Source organism: Streptomyces sp. NPDC001157 (genome assembly GCF_053598255.1).
Map to the genome: position 1 here is coordinate 23,041 of NZ_JBSFJW010000048.1, position 20,863 is coordinate 43,903.

26 protein-coding genes, 1 tRNA gene and 2 pseudogenes are annotated in these 20,863 nt (G+C 71.6%); 18 read left to right on the forward strand and 11 right to left on the reverse strand.

The features are described from left to right. Positions 1-304 precede the first annotated feature (304 nt). Positions 305-405 (forward strand) — tRNA-Gly (locus ACWDAG_RS43100). A 186-nt stretch (positions 406-591) separates the two neighbouring features. On the opposite strand, the gene ACWDAG_RS43105 is transcribed toward ACWDAG_RS43100, so the two are convergent. Both ACWDAG_RS43105 and ACWDAG_RS43110 read right to left on the reverse strand, forming a co-directional pair. Further along, a complete protein-coding gene (locus ACWDAG_RS43105; RefSeq protein ID WP_450701032.1) occupies positions 592-1,035 on the reverse strand; it encodes a PIN domain-containing protein in 444 nt (147 codons plus the stop codon). Then, positions 1,032-1,298 (reverse strand): ribbon-helix-helix domain-containing protein, encoded by a 267-nt coding sequence (locus ACWDAG_RS43110; protein WP_450701033.1) that lies wholly within the window; start codon positions 1,296-1,298, stop codon positions 1,032-1,034. Before ACWDAG_RS43110 ends, ACWDAG_RS43105 begins: the two co-directional genes overlap by 4 nt. Positions 1,299-1,479: 181 nt before the next feature. Here ACWDAG_RS43110 and ACWDAG_RS43115 point away from each other — a divergent pair, with 181 nt between their 5' ends. Beyond that, on the forward strand, positions 1,480-1,959 hold the full coding sequence (locus ACWDAG_RS43115) for a hypothetical protein (RefSeq protein ID WP_450701034.1): 480 nt from the start codon (positions 1,480-1,482) through the stop codon (positions 1,957-1,959). Positions 1,960-2,271: 312 nt separating this feature from the next. Here ACWDAG_RS43115 and ACWDAG_RS43120 read toward each other — a convergent pair whose 3' ends face one another. The 4 genes from ACWDAG_RS43120 to ACWDAG_RS43135 all read right to left on the reverse strand — a co-directional run bounded on the left by ACWDAG_RS43120 (position 2,272) and on the right by ACWDAG_RS43135 (position 4,551). Continuing rightward, positions 2,272-2,946: a hypothetical protein gene (locus ACWDAG_RS43120; RefSeq protein ID WP_450701035.1), complete on the reverse strand. Its 675-nt coding sequence runs from the start codon at positions 2,944-2,946 to the stop codon at positions 2,272-2,274. Then, a complete protein-coding gene (locus ACWDAG_RS43125) occupies positions 2,943-3,314 on the reverse strand; it encodes an STAS domain-containing protein (RefSeq protein ID WP_450701036.1) in 372 nt (123 codons plus the stop codon). Before ACWDAG_RS43125 ends, ACWDAG_RS43120 begins: the two co-directional genes overlap by 4 nt. Before the next feature lie 365 nt (positions 3,315-3,679). Beyond that, complete coding sequence (locus ACWDAG_RS43130; RefSeq protein WP_351472795.1) at positions 3,680-3,949, reverse strand: hypothetical protein; 270 nt, start codon at positions 3,947-3,949, stop codon at positions 3,680-3,682. 5 nt (positions 3,950-3,954) lie between these two features. Further along, positions 3,955-4,551 (reverse strand): DUF5994 family protein, encoded by a 597-nt coding sequence (locus ACWDAG_RS43135; protein WP_450701037.1) that lies wholly within the window; start codon positions 4,549-4,551, stop codon positions 3,955-3,957. Between the two features lie 299 nt (positions 4,552-4,850). On the opposite strand from ACWDAG_RS43135, the gene ACWDAG_RS43140 reads away from it, so the two are divergent. The 6 genes from ACWDAG_RS43140 (at position 4,851) to ACWDAG_RS43165 (ending at position 9,572) form a co-directional block, all read left to right on the forward strand. Next, positions 4,851-5,207: a PRC-barrel domain-containing protein gene (locus ACWDAG_RS43140; protein WP_389072315.1), complete on the forward strand. Its 357-nt coding sequence runs from the start codon at positions 4,851-4,853 to the stop codon at positions 5,205-5,207. Between the two features lie 36 nt (positions 5,208-5,243). Continuing rightward, positions 5,244-5,414, forward strand: a complete 171-nt coding sequence (locus ACWDAG_RS43145) for a hypothetical protein (RefSeq protein ID WP_450701038.1) — start codon at positions 5,244-5,246, stop codon at positions 5,412-5,414. Positions 5,415-5,441: 27 nt separating this feature from the next. Continuing rightward, a complete protein-coding gene (locus ACWDAG_RS43150; RefSeq protein WP_450701039.1) occupies positions 5,442-7,163 on the forward strand; it encodes a SpoIIE family protein phosphatase in 1,722 nt (573 codons plus the stop codon). Between the two features lie 432 nt (positions 7,164-7,595). Continuing rightward, a complete protein-coding gene (locus ACWDAG_RS43155; protein ID WP_450701040.1) occupies positions 7,596-7,964 on the forward strand; it encodes an STAS domain-containing protein in 369 nt (122 codons plus the stop codon). 46 nt (positions 7,965-8,010) lie between these two features. After that, positions 8,011-8,808: a GAF and ANTAR domain-containing protein gene (locus tag ACWDAG_RS43160; protein WP_450701041.1), complete on the forward strand. Its 798-nt coding sequence runs from the start codon at positions 8,011-8,013 to the stop codon at positions 8,806-8,808. Next, positions 8,805-9,572, forward strand: coding sequence for a GAF domain-containing protein (locus ACWDAG_RS43165; RefSeq protein WP_450701042.1), 768 nt, complete (start codon positions 8,805-8,807; stop codon positions 9,570-9,572). The genes ACWDAG_RS43160 and ACWDAG_RS43165 overlap by 4 nt, the downstream gene beginning before the upstream one ends. A gap of 6 nt (positions 9,573-9,578) precedes the next feature. On the opposite strand, the gene ACWDAG_RS43170 is transcribed toward ACWDAG_RS43165, so the two are convergent. Genes ACWDAG_RS43170 through ACWDAG_RS43180 form a run of 3 tightly spaced genes read right to left on the reverse strand, consistent with a single transcriptional unit; the run spans position 9,579 to position 11,510 of the window. Then, positions 9,579-10,046, reverse strand: a complete 468-nt coding sequence (locus ACWDAG_RS43170; protein ID WP_450701043.1) for a DUF5994 family protein — start codon at positions 10,044-10,046, stop codon at positions 9,579-9,581. Then, on the reverse strand, positions 10,016-10,453 hold the full coding sequence (locus ACWDAG_RS43175; protein WP_450701044.1) for a DUF5994 family protein: 438 nt from the start codon (positions 10,451-10,453) through the stop codon (positions 10,016-10,018). The genes ACWDAG_RS43170 and ACWDAG_RS43175 overlap by 31 nt, the downstream gene beginning before the upstream one ends. 46 nt (positions 10,454-10,499) lie before the next feature. Beyond that, on the reverse strand, positions 10,500-11,510 hold the full coding sequence (locus ACWDAG_RS43180; RefSeq protein WP_450701045.1) for an acyl-CoA desaturase: 1,011 nt from the start codon (positions 11,508-11,510) through the stop codon (positions 10,500-10,502). Positions 11,511-11,876: 366 nt separating this feature from the next. On the opposite strand from ACWDAG_RS43180, the pseudogene ACWDAG_RS43185 reads away from it, so the two are divergent. The 8 genes and pseudogenes from ACWDAG_RS43185 to ACWDAG_RS43220 all read left to right on the forward strand — a co-directional run. Further along, positions 11,877-12,215, forward strand: a pseudogene (locus ACWDAG_RS43185) (hypothetical protein); the annotation flags it as partial. Between the two features lie 309 nt (positions 12,216-12,524). Continuing rightward, on the forward strand, positions 12,525-12,788 hold the full coding sequence (locus ACWDAG_RS43190; protein ID WP_450701046.1) for a hypothetical protein: 264 nt from the start codon (positions 12,525-12,527) through the stop codon (positions 12,786-12,788). A 594-nt stretch (positions 12,789-13,382) separates the two neighbouring features. Further along, positions 13,383-13,877 carry a DUF5994 family protein gene (locus ACWDAG_RS43195; protein WP_450701047.1) on the forward strand — a complete coding sequence of 165 codons (495 nt, stop codon included), beginning with the start codon at positions 13,383-13,385 and terminating at the stop codon, positions 13,875-13,877. Beyond that, complete coding sequence (locus ACWDAG_RS43200; RefSeq protein WP_450701048.1) at positions 13,874-14,047, forward strand: hypothetical protein; 174 nt, start codon at positions 13,874-13,876, stop codon at positions 14,045-14,047. The genes ACWDAG_RS43195 and ACWDAG_RS43200 overlap by 4 nt, the downstream gene beginning before the upstream one ends. Positions 14,048-14,142: 95 nt before the next feature. Beyond that, positions 14,143-14,469: an ATP-binding protein gene (locus ACWDAG_RS43205; RefSeq protein WP_450701049.1), complete on the forward strand. Its 327-nt coding sequence runs from the start codon at positions 14,143-14,145 to the stop codon at positions 14,467-14,469. 453 nt (positions 14,470-14,922) lie between these two features. Continuing rightward, on the forward strand, positions 14,923-15,927 hold the full coding sequence (locus tag ACWDAG_RS43210; RefSeq protein ID WP_450701050.1) for an STAS domain-containing protein: 1,005 nt from the start codon (positions 14,923-14,925) through the stop codon (positions 15,925-15,927). A 104-nt stretch (positions 15,928-16,031) separates the two neighbouring features. Then, on the forward strand, positions 16,032-16,532 hold the full coding sequence (locus ACWDAG_RS43215; protein ID WP_450701051.1) for a DUF5994 family protein: 501 nt from the start codon (positions 16,032-16,034) through the stop codon (positions 16,530-16,532). 53 nt (positions 16,533-16,585) lie between these two features. After that, positions 16,586-17,803, forward strand: a complete 1,218-nt coding sequence (locus ACWDAG_RS43220) for a PP2C family protein-serine/threonine phosphatase (RefSeq protein WP_450701068.1) — start codon at positions 16,586-16,588, stop codon at positions 17,801-17,803. A gap of 24 nt (positions 17,804-17,827) precedes the next feature. On the opposite strand, the gene ACWDAG_RS43225 is transcribed toward ACWDAG_RS43220, so the two are convergent. Further along, entirely contained in the window at positions 17,828-18,310 is a 483-nt protein-coding gene (locus ACWDAG_RS43225) for a DUF5994 family protein (RefSeq protein WP_450701052.1), read from the reverse strand. 580 nt (positions 18,311-18,890) lie between these two features. On the opposite strand from ACWDAG_RS43225, the gene ACWDAG_RS43230 reads away from it, so the two are divergent. Together ACWDAG_RS43230 and ACWDAG_RS43235 are read left to right on the forward strand one after the other, a co-directional pair. Next, positions 18,891-19,628, forward strand: a complete 738-nt coding sequence (locus ACWDAG_RS43230; protein WP_450701053.1) for a GAF and ANTAR domain-containing protein — start codon at positions 18,891-18,893, stop codon at positions 19,626-19,628. A 1-nt stretch (position 19,629) separates the two neighbouring features. Continuing rightward, positions 19,630-20,382, forward strand: coding sequence for a GAF and ANTAR domain-containing protein (locus ACWDAG_RS43235; RefSeq protein WP_450701054.1), 753 nt, complete (start codon positions 19,630-19,632; stop codon positions 20,380-20,382). 142 nt (positions 20,383-20,524) lie between these two features. On the opposite strand, the pseudogene ACWDAG_RS43240 reads toward ACWDAG_RS43235, so the two are convergent. Further along, a pseudogene (locus ACWDAG_RS43240) lies at positions 20,525-20,704 on the reverse strand (YdcF family protein); the annotation flags it as partial. Positions 20,705-20,863: the final 159 nt, after the last annotated feature.

Below are 20,863 nucleotides of genomic sequence, written 5' to 3' on the forward strand. Positions count from 1 at the left end.
GTCTCGTTGCCGATGGCCAGGCAGATGAACGCCCCATGCGCGTCACGACCTCACCATCACGGTCCACGGACGCACAGCGATGGAGAACGCGCTACGTCCTTGAGCGGGGCCGCGCTGCCAGCCGACCCGCGGTCGAAGGCCCAACTGAACACCGAGGGGTCGCCGTTGAGTAGGGGCGCACAGCGCTGTTCGACTTCACCCTCAACCAGTTCAGGGCCAGCCACCGACCCAGTAAGCACGTGCCACATGCGTGCCAGAACGGGCGGGGAACAGCGGGGAATCACGGGCAAGGAGCAGCGCACCGAAGGGTGGCGATCAAGCCGTTTCGGCAGGCCAGAGGTCTGAATGACCTCCAGATGACCTCAGCTTCCCAAGCTGAGAGCGCGAGTTCGATTCTCGTCACCCGCTCTGTGATGAAACCCCAGGTCAGCGGCCTGGGGTTTGTTTCATTGGGGAGCCGTTGCCGCGTGGAGGCGAGCCCTCAGCTCACCGCCCCTGGGCGATGGCGGGCACCCGTCCTGCACGTGCTTCGTCGTGGGCGGCGCACAAGTCCCTGGCAGGAGCAGGCACTTGACTCCCCAGGAGCCTGTGTCAGAGCGGGAGGTCGTCGGGCAGCACCCGGAACGCCTTGTGGCGGCCCAACGGGCGTACGGCCCGGAAGTCCCGTCGGTCGAGGGTGAGAATCGCGTCCGTGTCGTAGTCGGCGGCAAGCACCACGTTCACCGCGTCGGCGAGGTCGAGGTCCAGCGCACGGTAACGGACACGGACGGACTGGGCGGCGCCCAGGTGGTCCTCCGTGATCTCCGGCAGGACGACACGACCCCGGCCCATCCAGCGCCGTAGGTCGTCGACCGCGCTGAGGGCGGCCTCCCTGCCGAGCTCACGCGTCGCCACGTGATCCAGTTCGGCCAGCAGGAGCGGGGACATGACCAACAGGCCCGCCGCCATGATCGCCTCGTTCGCCGCCCGGTGTTCCGGATGAGCCGAGTCCAGCGCCGCCAGAAGGCCGGACGTATCGGCGATGACAATGATCACGCGGCGGATCCGGAATCCGAGCCAGTCTCACGCCGGACGGCATCGGCGACCGTGTCACGGACCTCCGACTTGGGCAGCGTGCGCCCCGGCCCCTCGAAGGTGCGTGAGAACAGCGGCTCGTCCCAGACCCTGTTCGCCATGGCTGCAAGGTGGATGCCCTGGCGGATGATCTCGGCCTCGCTTATACCTCGGCGCTTGGCGGCCTCCTTGATGATCGCCAGGTCCTCGGGGTCCGCGTAGACGTTCGTGCGCTTCATGGACATGTACCAAGAGTAGTCCATGTACCGGATTGATGTATCCCGCCCACTTTCCCGTGTCCCGTTGCCGAGGACCCGCCGAGCCGACCTTGTGCCCGGGATGAGTGTGCGGGTCTCCATTCGTGGAGTGCGCACCTCGATCGGGCCACGTGCGGCGAGGCTCAGCGTGGGCAGTGGCGGCGCCAGGATGTCGACCGGGCTCGGCCCCTTCTACGCGTCGAGTTCTCTCGGCGGCAATCGACGGCGCACCAGCACGCGGCGTACGACACGATCTCGTACGGTCGCCCCCTCAGCCGCGCAACTGAACCGGGCGCGCCGTCAGGCGGAGCGGGCTCAGCAGGAGGCGGAGCGCGATGCCGCCATCTCTCAGTTGCGGGAGCTGAAGCGGCAGATGACGAGCGTTCACCTGGATTCCTTCCCCGCGGCGCATCCGCCCGCCATCCCTGACGCCCTCCAGCTGAGCCTGTCCTGGGCGCTCGCCGAAGCCCGGACGTTCCGTCTTCAGGGTGTGGGGCGGCTGGCCCGCGCGGAGAGGCTGCGGCCAAGCAACGGGCGGAACTGGGCGAACGTACTGTCGATGACCGGCATCGCCACCGCCGTCGTCCTGCTGGTGACCGTGCTCAGCCTGCTGCGGCTGATGCGGCCGGACGGGCTGCGCACCGAGTAAGACCACCGAAGGGCCCTTCCACCCGGGAAGGGCCCTTCGGGCCTCCCGGTGCAGCACCCGCGCCCGCACCCGCAGCGACAGGAGGGTGTATTGAGGGGCGCCCGAGTGAAGCGCATGATGTGCCTCGCGGCCGTCACCCGGCCGACCTCGTGGAAGGCAATCATGCGCCCAGCCTGTCGGCGAAGCGCGGTCGACAGCGGTGCAGCCGTGTCCTGCGGCTGGGGGCTCGGTCGTTCGAGTGCAGGCAGGCGTGATCCTCAACCAACGCTGGTCGGCGATGAGTTGTACGCGCGGCGGGCCGCTCGTCGGTTGTCAGTCCGGCCGTTGGGTGCGGTTCTCGTGGGCGAGGCCGTCCGGGTGGGCAGCACTGCGCTGCCCGAGGGGAAGGACCAGGGCCCGCAGCAGCACAGGGGCCGGCGACCGGAGGACCGTGGGATCCGACGGTCGACGGACCGCTCCGATGTCCTGCCATCCCCACGACAGGAAGGTGTCGCAGGCCAGGGCGTCGGCTTGGTCGACCAGGGTCGCCCCGAGCGAGGCGTGGTGGTCGGAGAGCAGACGTTGCTGGAGTCGGCGGGCGAGGCCCTGGTCGTCCGTATGGGGATGCACCACGATCTCGGTGATCGCGAAGACGTGTCCGGACACGGTGAGCTGTTCCACGCTCTGCGGCAGGGGCCCGTCGAACCCCCTCCACCATGTTCCCTCGCGCGGTACGGGGAATCCGTACGCGCACCCGGCGAAGGCCGTGTCCTCGGCGATCAGCAGGGCGAATCCGGCCCGCCGGATGTCGCCGGTGAGCCGCCGCAGAAACGCTTCCCGCCCCCGGTACTCCTGGCCTGCCTGCGCCCGGGAGGACTCCACGTACAGATCGGCGAGGTCCTCCCGCAGGGTCTCGGCCTGCCAGCGGTTCAGTCGGCGCAGACGTACCGCGTGGGCGGGAGTCGATCCCTCGCTCCATGGCGGCTCGCGGCGGAGCGGGGCCGTCACGGCGCACCGCCCGCGGCAGCGGGAACCCGACCGGGTGATGGTCGAACGGCGAACGGCTCGTGGAGCAGGAAACCGGAGCCGGTGATCTCGATGATGCGGGCCATGACCGGCGGCGGACAGTGCAGTCGGAGGGCTGTTCCGGCATCGGTGGCCGTCCGGTGTGCCGCGAGGAAGGCGTTGAGTCCGCCGGCGTCGCAGAAGGTGGCCGCCGTGAGATCGACGTCGACGTAGCGGACGCCGTCAAGCACGCATGCGGCCACTGCGGTGCGTAGGAGCGGGGCGGTGGCCGTGTCGATCTCTCCTGCGAGGGTGATCGGGGTGCGGTGGCTGCGGTCGTGCCGGTGGACTTTCAGCTGGGGTAGGGGCATGGCTCCTCGGTTCGGGGTGCCCGTCGCGGCGTACCGCCGATGCGGGGATGTACGTGGTGAGGAGTGAACGGCCGGTCCGGCGGCCCGAGTCGGGGAGGGCGGTGGTGGATCGGCCGTTCGGAGATGTGCCTGGCGATCGGACGGAAGGTCCGCACCCGGCGGGCATCGTGTCCTGAAGGGTTACCGTCCGGGGCGCGGATGGCGCTGTCGGAAGCCTGGTCGGCTCGGAGGGAAGCAGGACACGGAAAGACCCCGGCCTGTCAGGAGCGGTGCGGCCGCCGGGGTCCCGGGCTGCGGGCTGTGCGCATCAGTTGGTTCGGTTCGCCCGTTCGGTGACGGGCGGGGAGTGCCTGCCGGAGACGGGCTCACCCGGCTCCGTCACGGGTGCGGCGCCGGGGCCGGAGCCGCCCGCGTCCGCCGTCGCGATGGTCGCGGCGGCGGCCGGCGCTACCCGTCCCCACCCCGCCGCGGGCCTTCCGCGGAGCCGACGCGGCCGGTCCCGCGACAGGCGTTCCGGAGCGGCCGTAGTGGAAGGCGGCGATGCGGTCGCCGTGCTGTGCGTCGAGCAGATGGATGAGGAACACCCCGAGAGCGATCATCGCGAGGATCACGAGCACCGTCACGAACGTCTCCACGGCCCTCACCTCCCCATCGGCCGATACGGCAGCGCAGCGGTCACGGCCGGGATCCGTGGACGTGCGACCGGATCGCGGGCCGCATGTCCTCCTTCGGAGACCCAGACCGCCTCGACGGCCCGGTCGGTCTCGGACACCGTCCGCAGGCGCGCCGCCTCCTCCATCAGCCGGCTCGCGGTCGACGTGCCCAGTGGGTCGCTCGCGGCGGCCATCAACCAGGCGGCCGAGACGGGAGTCGTCTGCGGCGGGACCACGAGGAGGTTCCAGCGGCCCGTGCGGTAGGAGAGCAACAGCAGTTCATGCGGGTCCTGCTCGGCCAGGAACCAGCCCACCTTCACCACATGCCCGGCGACCGGCACCTTGCGCGGGACGACCGGCCAGTGGGTGGGATTCACCGTGACCCGGGTGATCCGCCCCCACAGCGGATCCAGCACGTCGGTCAGGGAGGGGAGTTCCGCCACCAGATCGCGGGAGCGGGGCCACCAGGCGCCGTCCAGCAGAGCCGGTGCGGGACCGACGGGAGCCAGGGACAGACGGACGGAGGACGAGGAGGAACGGTCTTCCGCTTCGGCTGTCGGCGGGAGGGAAATGGTCGCAGTCATGACGCGAACCCTGCCCCGGGCCGGTCGCAACCGGCCCGGCATATTCGATCGCCGAAAACGTCACAAGCATGGAAGCCGGTGCGCGAAATATCCTCGGTGATTTCAGCGTACTCCTCGGACAGGCTCAATGGACCGTTCGGTCGGCGGAGGAACGACCCGGTGCGCAGCTGGGCCTCGGACGCCGTAGTGCCCGCAGAAGCATCATCCGATGACGGCAGGGTTGTTTCGGTCATACGATGACATGTGGGTCAGCCGAGGCCGTCGTACCACCGGCGGAGCGCGCAGACAGGGAGCAGGGCATGATCCGTGCAGCCGACATCCGTGAGTGGCGCGACCATGCCGTGGTCGACCCGAAACAGCGCAGGATCGGCGTACTCGAAGCGGTCTATGTGGACACGGCCACCGACGAACCGGCCATGGCCACCGTCCGGACCGGACTGCCCACCCGTCACCGCCTGGTCTTCGTCCCCGTCCACGATGCCGTCCTCGGCCCCGGCTATGTCAAGGTCTCCTACGACCGGGGGCAGGTACGGAAGGCCCCGTCGATCGGAACGGACGACGTGCTGCCGGCCGAGCAGGAGGAAGAGATCTTCCGGCACTACGACATGACGTACCGGCCGGGAGCAGGGGGCGAACGTCAGCTCGCGCGCCGCTGACCCCGCAGGCGCGGCCCGGAGGAGGTGATCGGATCGATGGCGCTGTTCCTTCTGCTCGTCCTCGTGGCCGTCGTGCTGGGAATCATCGGTGCGGCAGCGAACGGCCTGGGCTATCTCCTGGCCATCGCCATCGTGCTCTTCGTCGCCGACATGGCCTTCTTCGCGGTCCGGCTGTCCCGGCGCGCCAGACGGCGTCCTGTCCGCTGACGGCCGCCATGACAGGAGGGCGGCACGGTGGAGGGTGCGGGAGGTGAAAGGGCGATCGAGCAGGGTTTCTGGCGGCAGGTCGTCGAGCAGCTGGGCAACGCCCTGATGGTGGTGGATCCGGCCGGACGGATCCTCGTCGCCAACCCGGCCGCCGAACGGCTGCTGGGCCGGACCGCCCGCGCGATGCGCGGGATGGACGCGCACGAGCTGCTGCACCGGGATGCGGACGGCAGCACCCTCCTGAGGGAGCTGTGCCCGCTGCTCCAGGCGCTGGCCGAGAGGGTCGCCGCGCGCGGGGAGGGCGACAGCTGTCTGCGCGGTGACGGTCGCCTGGTCACGATCTCCTGGTCCGCTTCTCCCCTGGCGGACGACGGCTCCTTCACGGGCATGGCCGTGCTCTTCACCGACGTCACGGTCGACCACGGCGCGCGTCGGGAACGTGCGGCCTATACGAGTGCCCTGGAGGATCTCAACGAGCGGCTGACGCTGGTCGCGGAGATCACCGACATACTGGGCCAGACCCTGGAGACCGACGAGGCCCTCGCCCGGCTGGGCCGTCTGCTGGTTCCGCGCCTCGCCGACTGGGCGGCGGTGGACCTACGGGCCGGTTCCGGGCAGGTCCACCGGGTGACGGTGACCGGTCCCGCGGGCCGGGACGCCGGACTGGAGGGCGGGCGTGAGCACCTTCCCGAGGCCGCGGAGGGTGACCACTCGCCTCTTGTCCAGGTGCTGAACGGCAGTTCTCCCGCTCTGCAGCAGCAGGAGGAGGAGGCGGCGGAGGCGGAGGCTGCGGCCCCCTCCGGCTCCCCCCTGGCAGCCCTCCACAGCGATTTCCTGCGCACGGTGCACGCGACGTCGGTCATCACCGTGCCGCTGGGCTCCAGACGGCAGATCACCGGCGCGCTGACGCTGGTGCGCACCGATCCGGCGCACCCCTTCGACACCGACGACCTGGACGTGGTGAGCGACATCGGCCGCCGGGTGGGCCTGGTCGTCGACAACGCCCGCCGGTACGGCCGTCAGCGCGCCGTCGCCGAGGCCATGCAGCGCAACCTGCTCGCCCCGCTGCCCCAGCCGGGCCGCCTGCGGCTGGCCGCCCGCTACCAGCCCGCTCCGGTCGGCTCCCAGGTCGGCGGCGACTGGTACGACGCTTTCGAGCTGAAGGACGGCGCGCTCGCGCTGGTCATCGGGGACGTCGTGGGCCACGATCTGACCGCGGCAGCCGGGATGGCCCAACTGCACGGCATCCTGCGGTCCCTGGCCTGGGACCACACCGAACCGCCGGGCGCGATCGTCGACCGCCTCGACGACGCCATGCCCGCCATCACCACCGTCTCCATGGCCACCCTCGTCCTCGCCCGGGTCGAAGGCCACCCGGACACCGGCCCCTGGACACTGCGGTGGACCAGTGCAGGGCATCCGCCGCCTCTTCTCCTGGCCCCCGGCGGACAGGCGCATTACCTCGAAGCCGGACAGGGACTCGTCCTCGGCGCTCCCCCGGCCACGGGCACGGGCAGGCCCGACGCCACCCTGCCCCTGCCGCCGGCCGCCACCCTCCTCCTCTACACCGACGGGCTGATCGAGATCCCCGGCAGTGACCTGGACACCGGCCTGGGCCGGCTGCGCCGCCACGCCCTCGCGCTCGCCACCGCACCGCTGGACACGCTGTGCGACGAACTACTGGCCCGGATGCCGCCCGGCAGCACCGACGACGTGGCCCTCCTCGCCCTGCGTCTGCCGACGCCGTGACAGGGGGCGGGCCGCCGTTCGCGATGACCAGCTCGTGGCGGACGTGGTCAGGGCACCAGCACCAGGAAGGGAACGGTCGGCACCGCCCTGATTCCTGATCGCAGAAAGACACGAGTGAACCGCTCCGCGGAGGTGTGCGCTCGGCCGGGCAGGGGACTCGGTGTACAAGGCGGGTTTCAGCAGCGTTCCCCTGGGGACTGGGCCCGCCCAGACTTTTCCGGTTCAGCCAACGTGCCGGCGGAGCCGCACGGGCGGGGTGACGAGAGGGTGCGGAAAACCGGGCCCGGCCGCCGCCCCGCCGTGCGTGTGCGCGGCAGTACGCTGGGTGCACGGCCGCCCGTGACCCCGGCCCTCTCCGTGCAGCACCGTTCCGCGCAACAGAGGCCCTGCGCAAGGCGAAAGCCACTCCACCGACAGAGGAGATGGGCGCGAATGAGCCCGTATCCCGATCTGTTCGACGAGTGCCATGTGGTCCGGGCCGGCGGTGAGCTGGACGTGACGACCGCGCCGGCCTTCGCGCACGACCTGGAGGCCGCCCGGTGCGACGGCGGGCCACCCTTCCTCATAGTCGACCTGCGCGGCGTGACCTTCATGGACGGCAGCGTCCTGGATCCGCTGTGCGCGGCGTGGCACGACTGCCGCCGACGGGGCGGATGGGTGCGCGTCGTCCACATCCGACCGGGCACGACCCTCCTGTTCCGGGCCTGTGGCCTGCTGGCCCGTTTCCCCCGGTACGCCAGCCCCCGGGACGCCTGGCGGGGCATACCCGCCGGCCGCACGGCACCGGACCGGCCCACATGAGGTGCGGCGGCGGACGCGTGGTACCGCGCGACACGGAGCCCGGCCCGTGCCGGAATCCGGCACCGTGATCAGCGACGGCATGGCCGACGTGCTGCGTCGACTGCACCTCGACGCGCCCGGTGATCCGGCGGCGGCCTGGGCGCGGGTCCTCGGCGCCGAGGGCGTCGCGCTGACACTGCTCGTCGGCGCCGAGCGGACGCCGGAGCCACTGTGGTGTCACCCCGAGCTGAGCGCGCGGTTCGAGGAGCTCCAGTTCACGCTCGGCGAGGGCCCGGCACCGGACGCGATCCGCACCGGCTCACCCGTCCTGGAGCCGGACCTGGACCGCGTCCGCCCCGAGCGCTGGCCCGCGCTGCTGTCCGCCGCGGCGGAGCTGGGGGTCCACGGTGTCTGCTGTTTCCCGCTCGGCATCGGCGCCATCCGGGTCGGCGTACTGACCGTGCTGTGTGACGAGGACCGGCGGATGGGCGAGCAGCAGTACGCGGACGCCGGCGCCCTGGCGGCCGCGCTGACCGGCGCGTTCCTGGGCGGGGACCTGCGCCGGGGCGGGGACGGTTCGCCGCTCGGGGTTCCGGAGCCACCGTCGGTGCTGCACCGCCCGGCCGTGCACCAGGCCACGGGAATGATCAGCGTCCAGCTCGGTGTGTCCATGCAGGAAGCGCTCCTGCGCCTGCGGGCCCACGCCTACGGCAGCGAACGCCCCCTCGGGGAGGTGGCCGAGGACGTGGTCGCCCGCAGGCTCCGTTTCCGCAACGACCCCACCGACGACTTCACCGACGACTTCACCGACGATTTCGACGACGATGGAAGCGGGCCGAATTCGCCCGACGGAGGAAAGGGATGATCGGCATGGCCCGCGAACGACGTCTGGCCGAGATCTTCGTGGAGGTCGCCGACTCCCTCGTCGACGACTTCGACGTCATCGACCTGCTGCAACGGCTGTCCACACGCTGCGTCGAGCTGCTCGACGTGTCGGCCGCCGGCATCCTCCTAGCCGACGCGCACGGCGAACTGCAGATCATCGCCGCCTCGGACGAACACACCCGGCTGCTGGAGCTGTTCGCGCTCCAGCAGGACCAGGGCCCGTGCGTGGAGTGCTACCGCACCGGCAACGCCCGCACCAACATCGACCTGACGCGCCCGGAGACGACCGTGCCCTGGCCGCGCTTCGCGGCCCGCGCCCGCGAGACCGGGTACGTGGCCACCCACGCCATCCCGCTGCGCCTGCGCAGCAGGATCGTCGGCGCGCTCAACCTCTTCCAGACCACACCGCAACGCCTCGGCGACGACGACATCGTGCTCGCCCGCGCCCTCGCCGACGTGGCCACCATCGCGATCCTGCAGCAGCGCACGCTGGAGCAGTCACACGTCGAGAACAGCCAGCTGGAGACCGCGCTGAGCAGCCGCATCCTGATCGAACAGGTCAAGGGCGTGCTGGCGGAACGCTGGAACACCTCCGTCGACGACGCCTTCGCCGCGTTCCGGTCGTACGCCCGCGCCCGTCACCTGCGTCTGTCGGAGTTCGCCACGCAGATCATCTCGGGCGGCTTCGACACCGCGGACATCCCGCCACCGGCACCGGACCGTTCCGTGGACCGCGGCGGCTGACCTCTCTCACGTCCCGGTGTCGATGAGGATCTGTGCGGCCTGGGTGACGTTGTCGGCGCGTACCACTTCGGCCATCGCGGCGCGTGCCGCCTCGGGCGTCGCGTGCGGCGGGACCACGAGGAGGGAGAAGTGGTCCGCCTCGCCCCGGGTGACCAGAACGGTGTCGTCGCCGACCGGGAAGGAGTCGATGCGGACCACACGGTCACCGACGACCAGCCGCGTCGGCAGCGGGTCCCACGCGGTGGCGTCCAGGCCGACCCGTGTGACGGGACCCAGCAGCTCGGTCAACGCCGTGACCAGGGCGGGGAGTTCGGCCGCGATGTCACGGGAGCGCGGCCACCACGCCCCGTCGAGAACGCCCCGCCGGTCATCCGTCGTCTCCAGCCGGACGACGGCCGTACCGGGCTTCACGGCCCGGTGGACGGCGTCCGGCGGGAGCGGGGTCACCCGCGGGGAACCGGGTCCGGTACCCATGACGAACCTCCCTCGATGTCGGCCACAGCGGCCGCCATGAGCGGTTCCGCGGCCTCTGCGGTCGTGTCCGGGGGCACGACCAGCAGGTCCCAGCGCCCCCGGCCGGGGGCGAGCAGGACGACGGTGGGCGGGGCGGACGCGGCCAGGGTCCTGTGCAGTCGTACGACCTGGTTGGACACGAACATCCGGCCGGCCGTCACGGGCCAGGCCGCCCCGTTGACGGTGACGCTGGTGACATGGCCCCACTCCCGTGGCAACCCGGCGAGCAGGCGCGGGAGTTCGAGGAGGAGGTCGTAGGAGCGCGGCCACCACGCCCCGTCGATGGCCCGGGGCAGGTCGCCGTGGGGTGCCAGGCGCAGGCGCAGGACAGGGTGGGAGGGAAGCGGGGGTTGCAGTGCGGTGGTCATGGGCTGAGCTCCTGTCGACTGGCCGTGCGCGAGTGGGTGGTTGACGTCAGGCGCGACGGGCCGCGATCCGCTCCGGCGTCGGCCAGCGCACGTCGTGCACCCAGCCGAGGCGTTCGAGGAGGCGGATGACGGCGGCGGACGGGTCGAGCTGACCGCGGTCGACGCCGTGCCGGGCGCTGGTGGGGTCGGCGTGGTGGAGGTTGTGCCAGCTCTCGCCGAAGGAGAGCAGGGCGAGCGGCCACAGGTTGGTGGCCCGGTCGTGGCGCCGGGTGCGGAAGGGACGCTCACCGATCAGGTGGCAGAGGGAGTTGACGCTCCAGGTGACGTGGTGGAGCAGGGCGATACGGACAAGTCCCGCCCACAGCAGGGCGGTCACGCCGTACAGCCAGCTGCCGCCGATCGCCCAGCCCAGCCCGAACGGCAGCGCGAGCGTGAGGACACACAGCAGCGGGAAGGCGCGGGCGACGGCCCGGATGTCGCGGTCGGCCAGCAGGTCGGGGGCGTAACGCTCCGGCGGCGTACGGTCGTTGCGGAACAGCCACCCGACATGAGCGTGCAGCAGCCCGCGCAACTGGCCGCGCAGATGCGTGCCGTAGCGGTACGGCGAGTGCGGGTCGCCGGGCCGGTCGGTGAAGGCGTGGTGGCGGCGGTGGGTGGCGACCCAGCCGATGACGTCGCCCTGGAAGCTCATCGAACCGGCCACCGCGAGCGCGATCCGCACGGGACGGACGGCACGGTAGCCGCCGTGGGTGAGTCCGCGGTGGAAGCCGACCGTGACGCCGAGGCCCGTGATCGTGTAGAGGACGGCGGCGAGCACGATGTCGGCGGGGTGGATCAGGCTGCCCCACAGCAGCCAGCCGGCCAGGCCGAGGGCCACGAACGGAAGGACGACGATCACCGCGGTCACGGCCACGTACAGCCGCTCCCCGCCGTCGCGCGCGGGCAACGGGCCGTCCGGCGGGAAGGGGGAGGTGCCGTCGTAGGTCTGCGGCGGCAGGACGGTGTCCGGCGGAGGTGCCGGGACAGACGTGACAGACGTGGTGGGACTGAGTGACATGGGACGGGGCTCCTGCCCTCGATGAGGCCGCTCTGACGGAGGTGCGGCCGGGGTCACGGGCTGCCCATGGGGCGGGTGGTGTGCTGGAGACGACCTGTCGGATCGGCACGACACACCCTCGTTCTGCCCACCGTACTCCTCGTGCGGGGGAACGCCCGGACACCGCTGGTCAGCGCCCTCCGGCAGGTACCTCCGGGCCGGCGGCGCGTTGACACCCACCGTCGCCGGACGTTGACCGGCAGCACGGCGCAGGGCCAGGAAGGACAGGGCCGACCGGGTCTCCGGAAGCCTGCGGCAGCCCGTCCAGGAGGCGAACGGCGCCTTCGCACGGTGACACCCATCCCCATGGAAGCGGTACACACGACGATGTACGACCAGACACGCGCCCAGCAGCCCGCGGACCGGCCCTCGAGCCCCGTCGGACGCCGTGCCACGGGCCCGGAGCCGCTGCTCCTCTCGGACGGACGGGAGGAGATCGTGCGCCGCCTCGGACATGCCGCCAACACCTTTGCGGACAGCCCGCGCGAGGCACTGGAGGAGGCCGAGGGCGCGTTCGACGAAGCCGCCGCCCAGTTGATGAACGCCCTCGCGGAGCGGCGGCGGGCCCTGCGCGCGGGCTGGGCGGACCTGGACCCCGAGACACAGTCCACGCAACCACGGTTCGCGCTGCGGGAGTACCGGGAGATCACCGGACGGCTGCTGCGCGCCTGGCCAAGGGGCCACGGGACCGGCGGTGGGTGCGATGTACCGCCGCGCGCCGGGGCGTGCCCGGCACCGCGGCTTCCGGCGGCCGCCGCCGGTCACCCGGCTCCGCAGGGGCTGCGAATCGGTCCTTGCCCGGGGTCATGGGGCCCGGGCAGCGTCAGGCCGCCAAACGGTATGCGTTCCCGCGGGATCCCACGGGCGGCCGAACACGGTAGCCCTATGTGCACTCGCCCCGGGTGAGACCCCTCCCGTACACCCCGCTGTCCGGCGAGGCTCATCCTGTGCCCACCTGCCTTTCCGCCCGGCCCGGTGAGCGGCGCCTGGTGGCCCACGGAAACACCCCCGGACGGACGCGCCGAGGTACGCATCGTCGCCGCCTCCCCCGAGGTCGCCCGTCGCGTTGCGGAGGTTCTCCGCCATTGCTTCGCGGCCACCGAACAGGGCAGCTTCCCTGCGGGCACTGGAGGAGGAACGCGGCGTGAGCTCGCCGTGGACACGACGCGGGCGGCGGAACCGGCGCGGTCCTGGTTGGAGACCAGCCGCTCCCCCGGGGAGGACCGCCGACGTAAGTGAGGCGACGTCCGTCCGGCCTCTTCGGGGGGAGCGTGAAGTCATCGGGAGCATTCCGCGCACACGCCTTCCGACGGCCGCCGTCGGGCGTCCGATCCCCGACGACGGCCGCCCGAGGCTCCCCGCGCGGCCGATTCCCCCCGGTCTCGGTGCGCTTTCGGGAGCCGTGTGCCCCACATCGGACCGTGCCACGGCGAGCGGAAGATCACCGCACCGGTCACGCGACGAGGGGAAGCAGGGCGAGGCGAGCACAGGAGCCGACCGGGCGGACAACGAGAGCCGACTGCTCTGCAGGGGCTGGGAATCGGTCCTTGCCCGGGGTCATGGGGCACGGGCAGCCGACGGGCTGCCGAACGTCGTGCGTTCCGTACGAAATCCTGTGCGCGGCGGAATCGTGCAAGCCTATGCGGACTCTCCCCGGGTGGGAACCCATGACGACCCTTGAGAATCCGTCGGTCGGCCCGCCTGTCGACGCACCGGGGCGGAGTAGCGTGGAGCGAACCGGGAGTTTCCCGTGCGCCGGCCCCCGTCGGCGTCGTTCTCGGCGCACCACGACACCGGCCCGTCGCCCGGCGGCCCGGAGACAGGGACCGCGACATGAACGCGCCGACCGGTCGACGCGCCTCGCCCGACCGCAAGCGCTCCTCCCGGAAGCGCCCCTCCTCACTTCGTCCCACCCGGCTCACCCTGCGCCCGCCGACCTTTCCGCCCGGCCCCGTGAGCGGCGCCTGGTGGCCCCGTTCCGACGACCTTCCCGCCGAACTGCCCGCTCTCATCGAGGCGTTCGACACATCGTGGGGGCGTGTGACGCGCATGGCCGCGCACCGCAGTGCCTGGCCGCAGGCGCCGTGCGAGCTGCCCGTCGCCGGTCACACGGTGCGGGCCACGTGGTACACGTCCGGGTTCGACCCGCACGCCATCCGGCTCTTCTCCTACGGCGTCGGACGCCGGGACCTGCTGATCGTCCCGCCCGGGACCGGGGCGGCCACGGCCGGGCGGCTGATGACGGCCGCGGCCGATCCCGCGCTTCACCTCACGGCGAGCGCGCTCCTGGAGGATGCGGGAGGAAGTCCTCCGGCAGAAGACACGTGACCATCGCGCTGCAGCGCCGCCGCGCCGCGACCGGTGAGTCGCTCGCCCGCTTCCGGTTGGCGATCAGCCCCGCGGGGCATCAGGAGGGGACAGGCCCGGCCGGGCAGGACATGCCGCGGCCCGGCGAGTGGCCACGGCCATGGCGGTCGGTGGCCCAGGAGGGGAAGTGATCCGCCATGCGTGCGCATCGGCGTACCCATCGGCGTTCCGTACGAGTCGAGTACCTCCTGCCCGGGAGGCCGAATCGGCGGGCAGGGCACGGAAGTTGACCTCGCAGTTCCTCGCCCGGCCCGACCGCCGGGCGGCAGGGCTCGACGCCGAGCACATCGGCGACGCGACCCTCATCGTCTCCGAACTGGTCACCAACGCCACGCGACACGGCGGCACCTGCCGCCTGCGCCTGCACGCGTCCGACACGCAGGTGACCGTCGAGGTCTACGACGACAGCCCCGGCCGGCCCCGTGTGCGACCGCTGACGACCTGGGGCGAGAGCGGGCGTGGACTCGCCATGGTGCGGTGCGTGGCACAGCGCCTCGACATCGATCCGGTCAGCGGGGGCGGCAACAGAGTGCGCGCGGTCCTGGCCCTGTGACGGCCCTGGCGTCGCTCCCAGGCCAGGCGTAGCCTGAACGTACCCCGAGTTTCCGGCGCTGCTTCGTCTTCAGGGCCCTGCGTGAGCGGAAACGCGCCTACCTGTGGCGGCTTTGTGTGAGACCGCCCTCACCGGATACCCGGGCGGCGTGAGGTTCGGCAGTGTGCCTCACGAGTGGGCCGTCTGCCCCGGATGTCTTCATGAGTGCCCGGCAGGCGGTGCGCTCGTTCCGTGGACCCGTCCGCTGCTGCGGGTCGAGGTGGCCGGCGGCGTACGGTGGAGATACCGAGGGCATCACGCACTCCGGCCGTCCTGCCGGGTCGTCCTCGGCGAGAGACCAACCCCGGGTCGTCCGAGCGGCGGTGCGGAGACAGGTCGGCGTCATGGCCGCCGCGATCACAGCAACTCCGCACACATCCCTGGTCGTTGCGCTTCCCTGCCGAAGGGCGGGTGATGGACGTGCAGCGCCTGGACATCCACCGGCGTGACCGGGGGGAGCGGGCCCTCGTCACCCTTGTCGGCGACATCTGGCCGGCCACGGCGCCCCTGCTGCGGGCCGCGCTGGAGCAGTGCCTGCGCGACGGCATGACCGCCATCGACGTGGATCTGACCACGGTCGGCTCGTGTGACGCCAAGGGGCTGGACGTCTTCCTGACGGCGTCACGGCATGCCGGCCGCGTACACGCCGATCTGCACCTGCACCATCCGTGCGCGCAGATCACCAGGCTCCTCGCCGCCACCGGTTCCGCGCCCCTGCTCCTACCGTCCCCGGCACATCCTGTGCCGCCGGCCCTGCTCCGCGGTCTGCCGGACACGATCGCGGCGGTTCCGTCGGCGCCCGGGAGACTGCCCACTGGTGACTGCGCCCGTGCGTCGGTCGTCGCGGACGCGATCCGACTGCGCAGACTTACCCGTCGGCAGGCGGAGGACATACGAGAGGACATCGCCGACCTGGCCGTGGCGTCTGTGGCGGGCTCCTCCGGAAAGGTGTACCGGGCACGGAGCGACTTCCTGCGGCGGCTTGCCGTCAGCGCCCGACGGCCTGGCTTCGCGCTGCTCCTCGCCGAGACGACGGTGCTGGTGGGATGCGTCTTCGGATTCCCGGTGAGCCCCGTCAGCCGGTCCGAGCAAGGGTTGCAGGAGAGCGTCCAACGGCTCACCGGCTGTGCCCGGTTCCTGCTCCTCACCCAGGTCGTGGCGCACCGGCACCCGCAGCACCGCGACATCGGCCGCCGTCTGCAACAGCGTCTGCTGGCCGATGAGCGCACCGAGCTCGGAGTGGCCCTGCTGAGTCCGGCCGACCGGGCCGGGCAAGCCGCCTACGACTCGTGGGGCTGGCGGAACCTCGGGGAGATGGTCGGGCTGCCCGGTCGGGGTGCTCCTTGCGTGTTGACCCTGTTCCGGGGAAGCGGACCGTCGCTTCCGGCGCCTCGGGCCGCCTGTCCGGGCCGGGCGTAGCCTTGGTGGCACCGAGAGCATGTCGGGCGCACGATCACGACAGCGCCGTTCCCGGCGAGTGACGGAACGAGGGTGGCTGCCAGCCGCCCGGACGGGATCGCACGATGGACTCCCTCACACCGCCGGCCGGAGGCGCGCCACCGCATGACGCCCACACGTACACGATGCCGCTTGCGCGGCTGAGGCTCACGCCGGAGGCCAGCCACGGCCCGCTGGACGGAGCGTGGTGGCCGCGCTGCGACGCCCTGGAACTGGAGCTGCCCGCGCTCGTGGGCTCACTCGACCCCGGCCGTGGCACGGTCACCCGCGTCACGGTGGGCGCTGCGGCCTGGCCCGACGCGCCGCTGACCGTGTCGGCGCCCGACCACGTGATCGAGGTCGCCCTGAGCGACGCCACCGCCGAGGAGCATGCCATCACCCTGGACTGCGGCACCGTGGGGCGCTGGGAGCTGCTGGTCGTCCCGCCCGACGAGCCGGCCAAAACCGCCGAGCGCCTGCTGACCGCCGCCGCCGATCCGCGGAACCCGCTGTCGGCTCAGCGCACCCTGGCACGTGTCGAGGACGGCTTCGGCCGGGAGGGCGCCGGGGAACGGCACGCCCCATGATGAAGCCATGAGACGTGCAGCTCTTTCACCGGCCTGCCCCGCCGCCCGCGTCCATGTGGATCACGGCGGGTGAGCGGATGACGGCCGCACCGGGCACGGACCGCTCCGAGAGCTTCGGGGAAGCCCTTCTGGGGGCGGTTCTCGACGGGGCGCACGAGCTCCCGCCCCACCTCATCGGCCCGCTGGTCGCCGACGTGGTGGAGCGGCTGGGGGGCCGCCGTCCGCAGGTGCTGCTCCAGGACTACGGCCAGTTGCTGCTCGTACCTCTGCGCGGTGAGGGCCTCGCGGGCGGGGATGCACAGGACATCGATGCCTCCGCCGCGGGCCGGTGCTTTCTCGATGGCCGGCCCGTCGAGGTGCCCGAGGACGACGGTGTACGGATCCACCTGCCGCTGTTGGACGGCGGAGACCAGGTGGGCGTCATGTCCGTGACGCTGGACCGGGTCGATGACGACGACCGAAGGCTGCTGGCCAGGCTCTCCGGCCTGGTCGCCGACCTGCTGGTGACCAAGCACGGCTACTCCGACCTGTTCTTCTCCACTCGCCGTGGAGAACCGATGAGCGTCGCGGCCGAGATCCAGTGGTCCCTGCTGCCGCCTCTGGCCATGATCATGCCGCGGGTCGCCGTGGCCGGAATCCTGGAGCCCGCCTACGACGTGGCGGGAGACAGTTTCGACTACGCCCTCAACGGCGACGTCCTCCACGTGGCCATGATCGACGCGATGGGGCACGGCCTGGGTGCGGCCACCATGGCCACCGTGGCCATCGGCGCCTACCGTCACGCCCGCCGCCTCGGCACCGGCCTGTCGGAGATCTACGCCGCCATGGACGCAGCCGTGGCACACCAGTTCGGCCCGGACCACTTCGTCACCGCCCAGATGCTGCGGCTGGACACGACCACGGGGCGGGTGCACTTGGTCAATGCGGGCCACCCGCCACCGATCCTCGTGCGCGATCACCGCGTCGTGCGTCGGCTGCTCGCCCCCACGACCCTTCCGGTCGGCCTGGGCGGGCCGGCGCCGGAGGTGACCGAGCTGGGATTGGAGCGCGGAGACCGCGTCCTCTGCTTCACCGACGGGCTGATCGAGGAACACACGGCTGGTGAGGAACAGTTCGGGGAGGACCAGCTGATCGACTGGGTGAACCGGCTGGAGAGAACGGGCCGCGGGGTGCGGGCGGTGGCACGCTCCCTGTCGCACACCCTCAAGCGGGCGCGGGGCGGACACACGACGGACGACGCGACGCTGCTCCTGGTGGAGTGGCGCGGCTGACCGCACCAGCGGCCACGACGAAGGTCAGCCGGACGGCCTCTCACCGCTTCCCGTGTCGATGAGGATCTGCCCCGCCTCGCTGACGTTGCCGGCCAGGGCAGCCTGTGCCATCGCCGCGCGGGCGGCCTCGGGAGGCGTGTCCGGTGGGACCACCAGCAGCGAGAAGAGGTCACCCTCGCCCCGGGTGATCAGGACCGTGTCGTCACTCACCGGGAAGGAGTCCACGTGTACCACGTGGTCGCCGACGACGATCCGTGTCGGGAGCCCCTCCCAGGCCGTGGCATCCAGCCCGACGCGGGTCACAGGCCCCAGGTGCTCGGTGAGGGCGCTCAGCAGCGCGGGCAGCTCGGCACCGATGTCACGCGACCGTGGCCACCACGCCCCGTCGAGGATGCCTTCGCGCGATGCCGACGTCTCCAGCCGGAGCAGTGCACTCCCTGGCCGCACGGCATGGTGCACACCACTCGGCAGCTCCCCGGAACCAGGGGGTGCGTCGGAGTCGGCCATCGTGGACCACCCGTTCGGGATCCGATGCGAGCAGAATTCACCTCGCCCTGACCACGCTACTCCAGGTACGGCGTGAGACCCGCGGCGTGTGCGCTCAGGCGGTCGACCGGCCGATTTGCCGGACGGCCCCGGGGGACCGGCTTTGCCGAAGCCCCCAACGGGTCGCCGCAAGCGCCCTGTCTCCGCGGGGGCTCTCAGGTGTCGCTCGACGGTTGGACGTAGCGGGAGTACGCCGAAGAACGGCGCTCGGAACCATTGCCTGGACTTGGCTGGGCCGGGCAGTCGGCTATCGGCGACGTAGGCCATCGACTTCGCCGATATGAATGCGGCGAAGGCTTTGATGCGCACGCGGTAATACGCTGGGCTGCGTACCGTGAGTTGCCCGGGCCGCGTGGATCCGGTCGTGAGGGGCGGCTCGGACGGTGGACAGGAAACGAGGCGAGAGTCGGAGCGTTCCGTCAGCGGGCATGACACGGCTGCCATCAGCCGAACCCCTTCAAACGGTGGCCTCTTCGGGTGTGTCTGTACCCCGGCATCTGCTCGCCGTGCGTCCCGGGAGGCGACGGAACGGATCCTTGTGATGTCTGCCGTGCCCCACGATGTTCTGCTGGCCCGGGCCGTGCTCGATCTTGGCTCGCGCACGGACGGTTTCGATGTCCTGGAAATGCTGCACGATCTGACGGCGTATGCGGTGAGGTTCGCGGGCGTGTACGCGGCCGGTGTCACCGTCCTCGACGGGACCGGCCGGGTCGACTACCTGACCGCTTCCGACGAGGCGTGCGGGCGTCTGGAGGAGGCTCAGCTCGACCTGGGTGAAGGCCCCTGCGTGGACAGCGCGCGCACCGGAAGCATGCTCGAACCGGTCTCGCTGCACCCGGGCGGCCCCGGATCGCAGCGCTGGCCCGGCTTCACCCCGCGGGCGGCGGCCGCGGGTTTCACCAGTGTCGCCGCCGTACCGCTGCGCGTCGCCCAGCACACACCGGGTGCCTTGAACCTGCTGCATGGCGGGCCCCACCCGATCACACCTGACGGTCTGCAGCGGGCGCAGGTGCTGGCCGATGCCGCCGGGGCCTGTCTGCACCACCGCCACAGCCTGATCTCCAGGAACGAGATCATCGCCCAGCTGGAGACCGCCCTGCAGTCGCGCATCGTGATCGAGCAGGCGAAGGGCGTACTGGCCGCCCGACTCGGGATCGACGTGCACGACGCCTTCGGGCGGCTGCGCGGGCACGCCCGCTGCCGACGCCAGAAACTCACCGACCTGGCCCGCCAGGTCGTGCAGGGGGACATCCCCGCCGAACTCACTATCATCCGGTGACGTGCCTCGCGACACGGAGGACACCGGATCCCGGAATGTCCCGCGACCCGACGACGCCCTGACCGATCTACTGGCCCGTGCCCACGCCGCGGTCCGCGCCGGAGAGGGACCGTCGCGAGCACTGCCGTCTGGCAGCGCTCGCCTGTTCGGGCTGCACGCCTTCACCCTGAACGCCGTCACCCGGGACGGCCGACCCGAACTGCTGTGGGCAGACCCGCCGCAGGGCCTGGGTATCGATCTCGACACCCTGCAGTACACCCTCGGCGACGGCCCCACCCTCCAGGCCGCCCGAGAGGGCCGGACGGTGACCGAACCGGATCTGCACGCTGCGCACCCGGCCCGCTGGCCGCTGTTCCTGCCGGCCGCCGCCCGCACCCCGGCCCGCACGATCGTGGCGCTGCCCCTGCAGATCGGGGCCACCACCGCAGGGGTCCTCACCGGCTACCGCACCACCCCCGGCCCGCTCACCCCGGCCTGCCTCGACGCCCTGCACGGTCTGGCACAGATCCTGCTGCTTGTACTGGTCACCCAATTCGGCGATCCGACCGGCGACACCGCACCGGGCGCCGACCTGCGGCTCTACCGTGCCGAAGTCCACCAGGCCACGGGCTACCTCGCCGCCGCACTCGACATCCCGATCGACCAGGCCCTGCTGCGGCTGCGCGCACACGCCGCCGCCCACGGCCAGTTGCTGCCCGACCTGGCCCGCTCCTTCCTCACCCACCGTCTGTCCCCCGACGCTCTGCACCGGTGAGGAGCTGCCGAGGTCGTGTCCATCCTCCTCGGCCGGGTCCCCCTTCCCAACGGCAGCCCGGCTCGGTGACCAAAACCGGCGACCGCGAGCCGCACGTCCCGGAACCAACGAGGCGGAGCTCCACACTCTGGACCGCACCCAGGTAGAGGACGACGGCCGTGGTGGCGACGCCCAGGTCGTGGCTGCCCAGGCCAATCGCCGCCGAGCAGGGCCGCCGCTCGTGGCCCATCCGGTGAGAGTCCCAGATCAGCACCGCGTCGTGGAACTGCTCGTCGGTGATCTGGCGCTGCTCGTGCTCCGGCACCGGTACTCCCTGGCTCATCCCTGCTGGTCTTTCCGAATGCCCTCGATGCTGTGCGGCTGGGGGTTCAGCACGTGCCGGAGGGCGACCCCGTTTCCTTCCCGCCATGCTGCTCAGTCCAGGTCAGCGAGCAACCGCCTGCCGATCAAGCGGAGTCCTCGGTCTTTCAGGCGATGGCCC

Excerpts from the sequence above, each read along its gene's own strand:
- ACWDAG_RS43110 (WP_450701033.1), bottom strand. The coding sequence starts at position 1,298 with ATGTCCATGAAGCGCACGAACGTCTACGCGGACCCCGAGGACCTGGCG.
- ACWDAG_RS43115 (WP_450701034.1), top strand. The coding sequence starts at position 1,480 with ATGTCGACCGGGCTCGGCCCCTTCTACGCGTCGAGTTCTCTCGGCGGC.
- ACWDAG_RS43125 (WP_450701036.1), bottom strand. The coding sequence starts at position 3,314 with ATGCCCCTACCCCAGCTGAAAGTCCACCGGCACGACCGCAGCCACCGC.
- ACWDAG_RS43135 (WP_450701037.1), bottom strand. The coding sequence starts at position 4,551 with ATGACTGCGACCATTTCCCTCCCGCCGACAGCCGAAGCGGAAGACCGT.
- ACWDAG_RS43140 (WP_389072315.1), top strand. The coding sequence starts at position 4,851 with ATGATCCGTGCAGCCGACATCCGTGAGTGGCGCGACCATGCCGTGGTC.
- ACWDAG_RS43145 (WP_450701038.1), top strand. The coding sequence starts at position 5,244 with ATGGCGCTGTTCCTTCTGCTCGTCCTCGTGGCCGTCGTGCTGGGAATC.
- ACWDAG_RS43155 (WP_450701040.1), top strand. The coding sequence starts at position 7,596 with ATGAGCCCGTATCCCGATCTGTTCGACGAGTGCCATGTGGTCCGGGCC.
- ACWDAG_RS43165 (WP_450701042.1), top strand. The coding sequence starts at position 8,805 with ATGATCGGCATGGCCCGCGAACGACGTCTGGCCGAGATCTTCGTGGAG.
- ACWDAG_RS43170 (WP_450701043.1), bottom strand. The coding sequence starts at position 10,046 with ATGGGTACCGGACCCGGTTCCCCGCGGGTGACCCCGCTCCCGCCGGAC.
- ACWDAG_RS43175 (WP_450701044.1), bottom strand. The coding sequence starts at position 10,453 with ATGACCACCGCACTGCAACCCCCGCTTCCCTCCCACCCTGTCCTGCGC.
- ACWDAG_RS43180 (WP_450701045.1), bottom strand. The coding sequence starts at position 11,510 with ATGTCACTCAGTCCCACCACGTCTGTCACGTCTGTCCCGGCACCTCCG.
- ACWDAG_RS43195 (WP_450701047.1), top strand. The coding sequence starts at position 13,383 with ATGAACGCGCCGACCGGTCGACGCGCCTCGCCCGACCGCAAGCGCTCC.
- ACWDAG_RS43210 (WP_450701050.1), top strand. The coding sequence starts at position 14,923 with ATGGACGTGCAGCGCCTGGACATCCACCGGCGTGACCGGGGGGAGCGG.
- ACWDAG_RS43215 (WP_450701051.1), top strand. The coding sequence starts at position 16,032 with ATGGACTCCCTCACACCGCCGGCCGGAGGCGCGCCACCGCATGACGCC.
- ACWDAG_RS43220 (WP_450701068.1), top strand. The coding sequence starts at position 16,586 with ATGTGGATCACGGCGGGTGAGCGGATGACGGCCGCACCGGGCACGGAC.
- ACWDAG_RS43225 (WP_450701052.1), bottom strand. The coding sequence starts at position 18,310 with ATGGCCGACTCCGACGCACCCCCTGGTTCCGGGGAGCTGCCGAGTGGT.
- ACWDAG_RS43230 (WP_450701053.1), top strand. The coding sequence starts at position 18,891 with ATGTCTGCCGTGCCCCACGATGTTCTGCTGGCCCGGGCCGTGCTCGAT.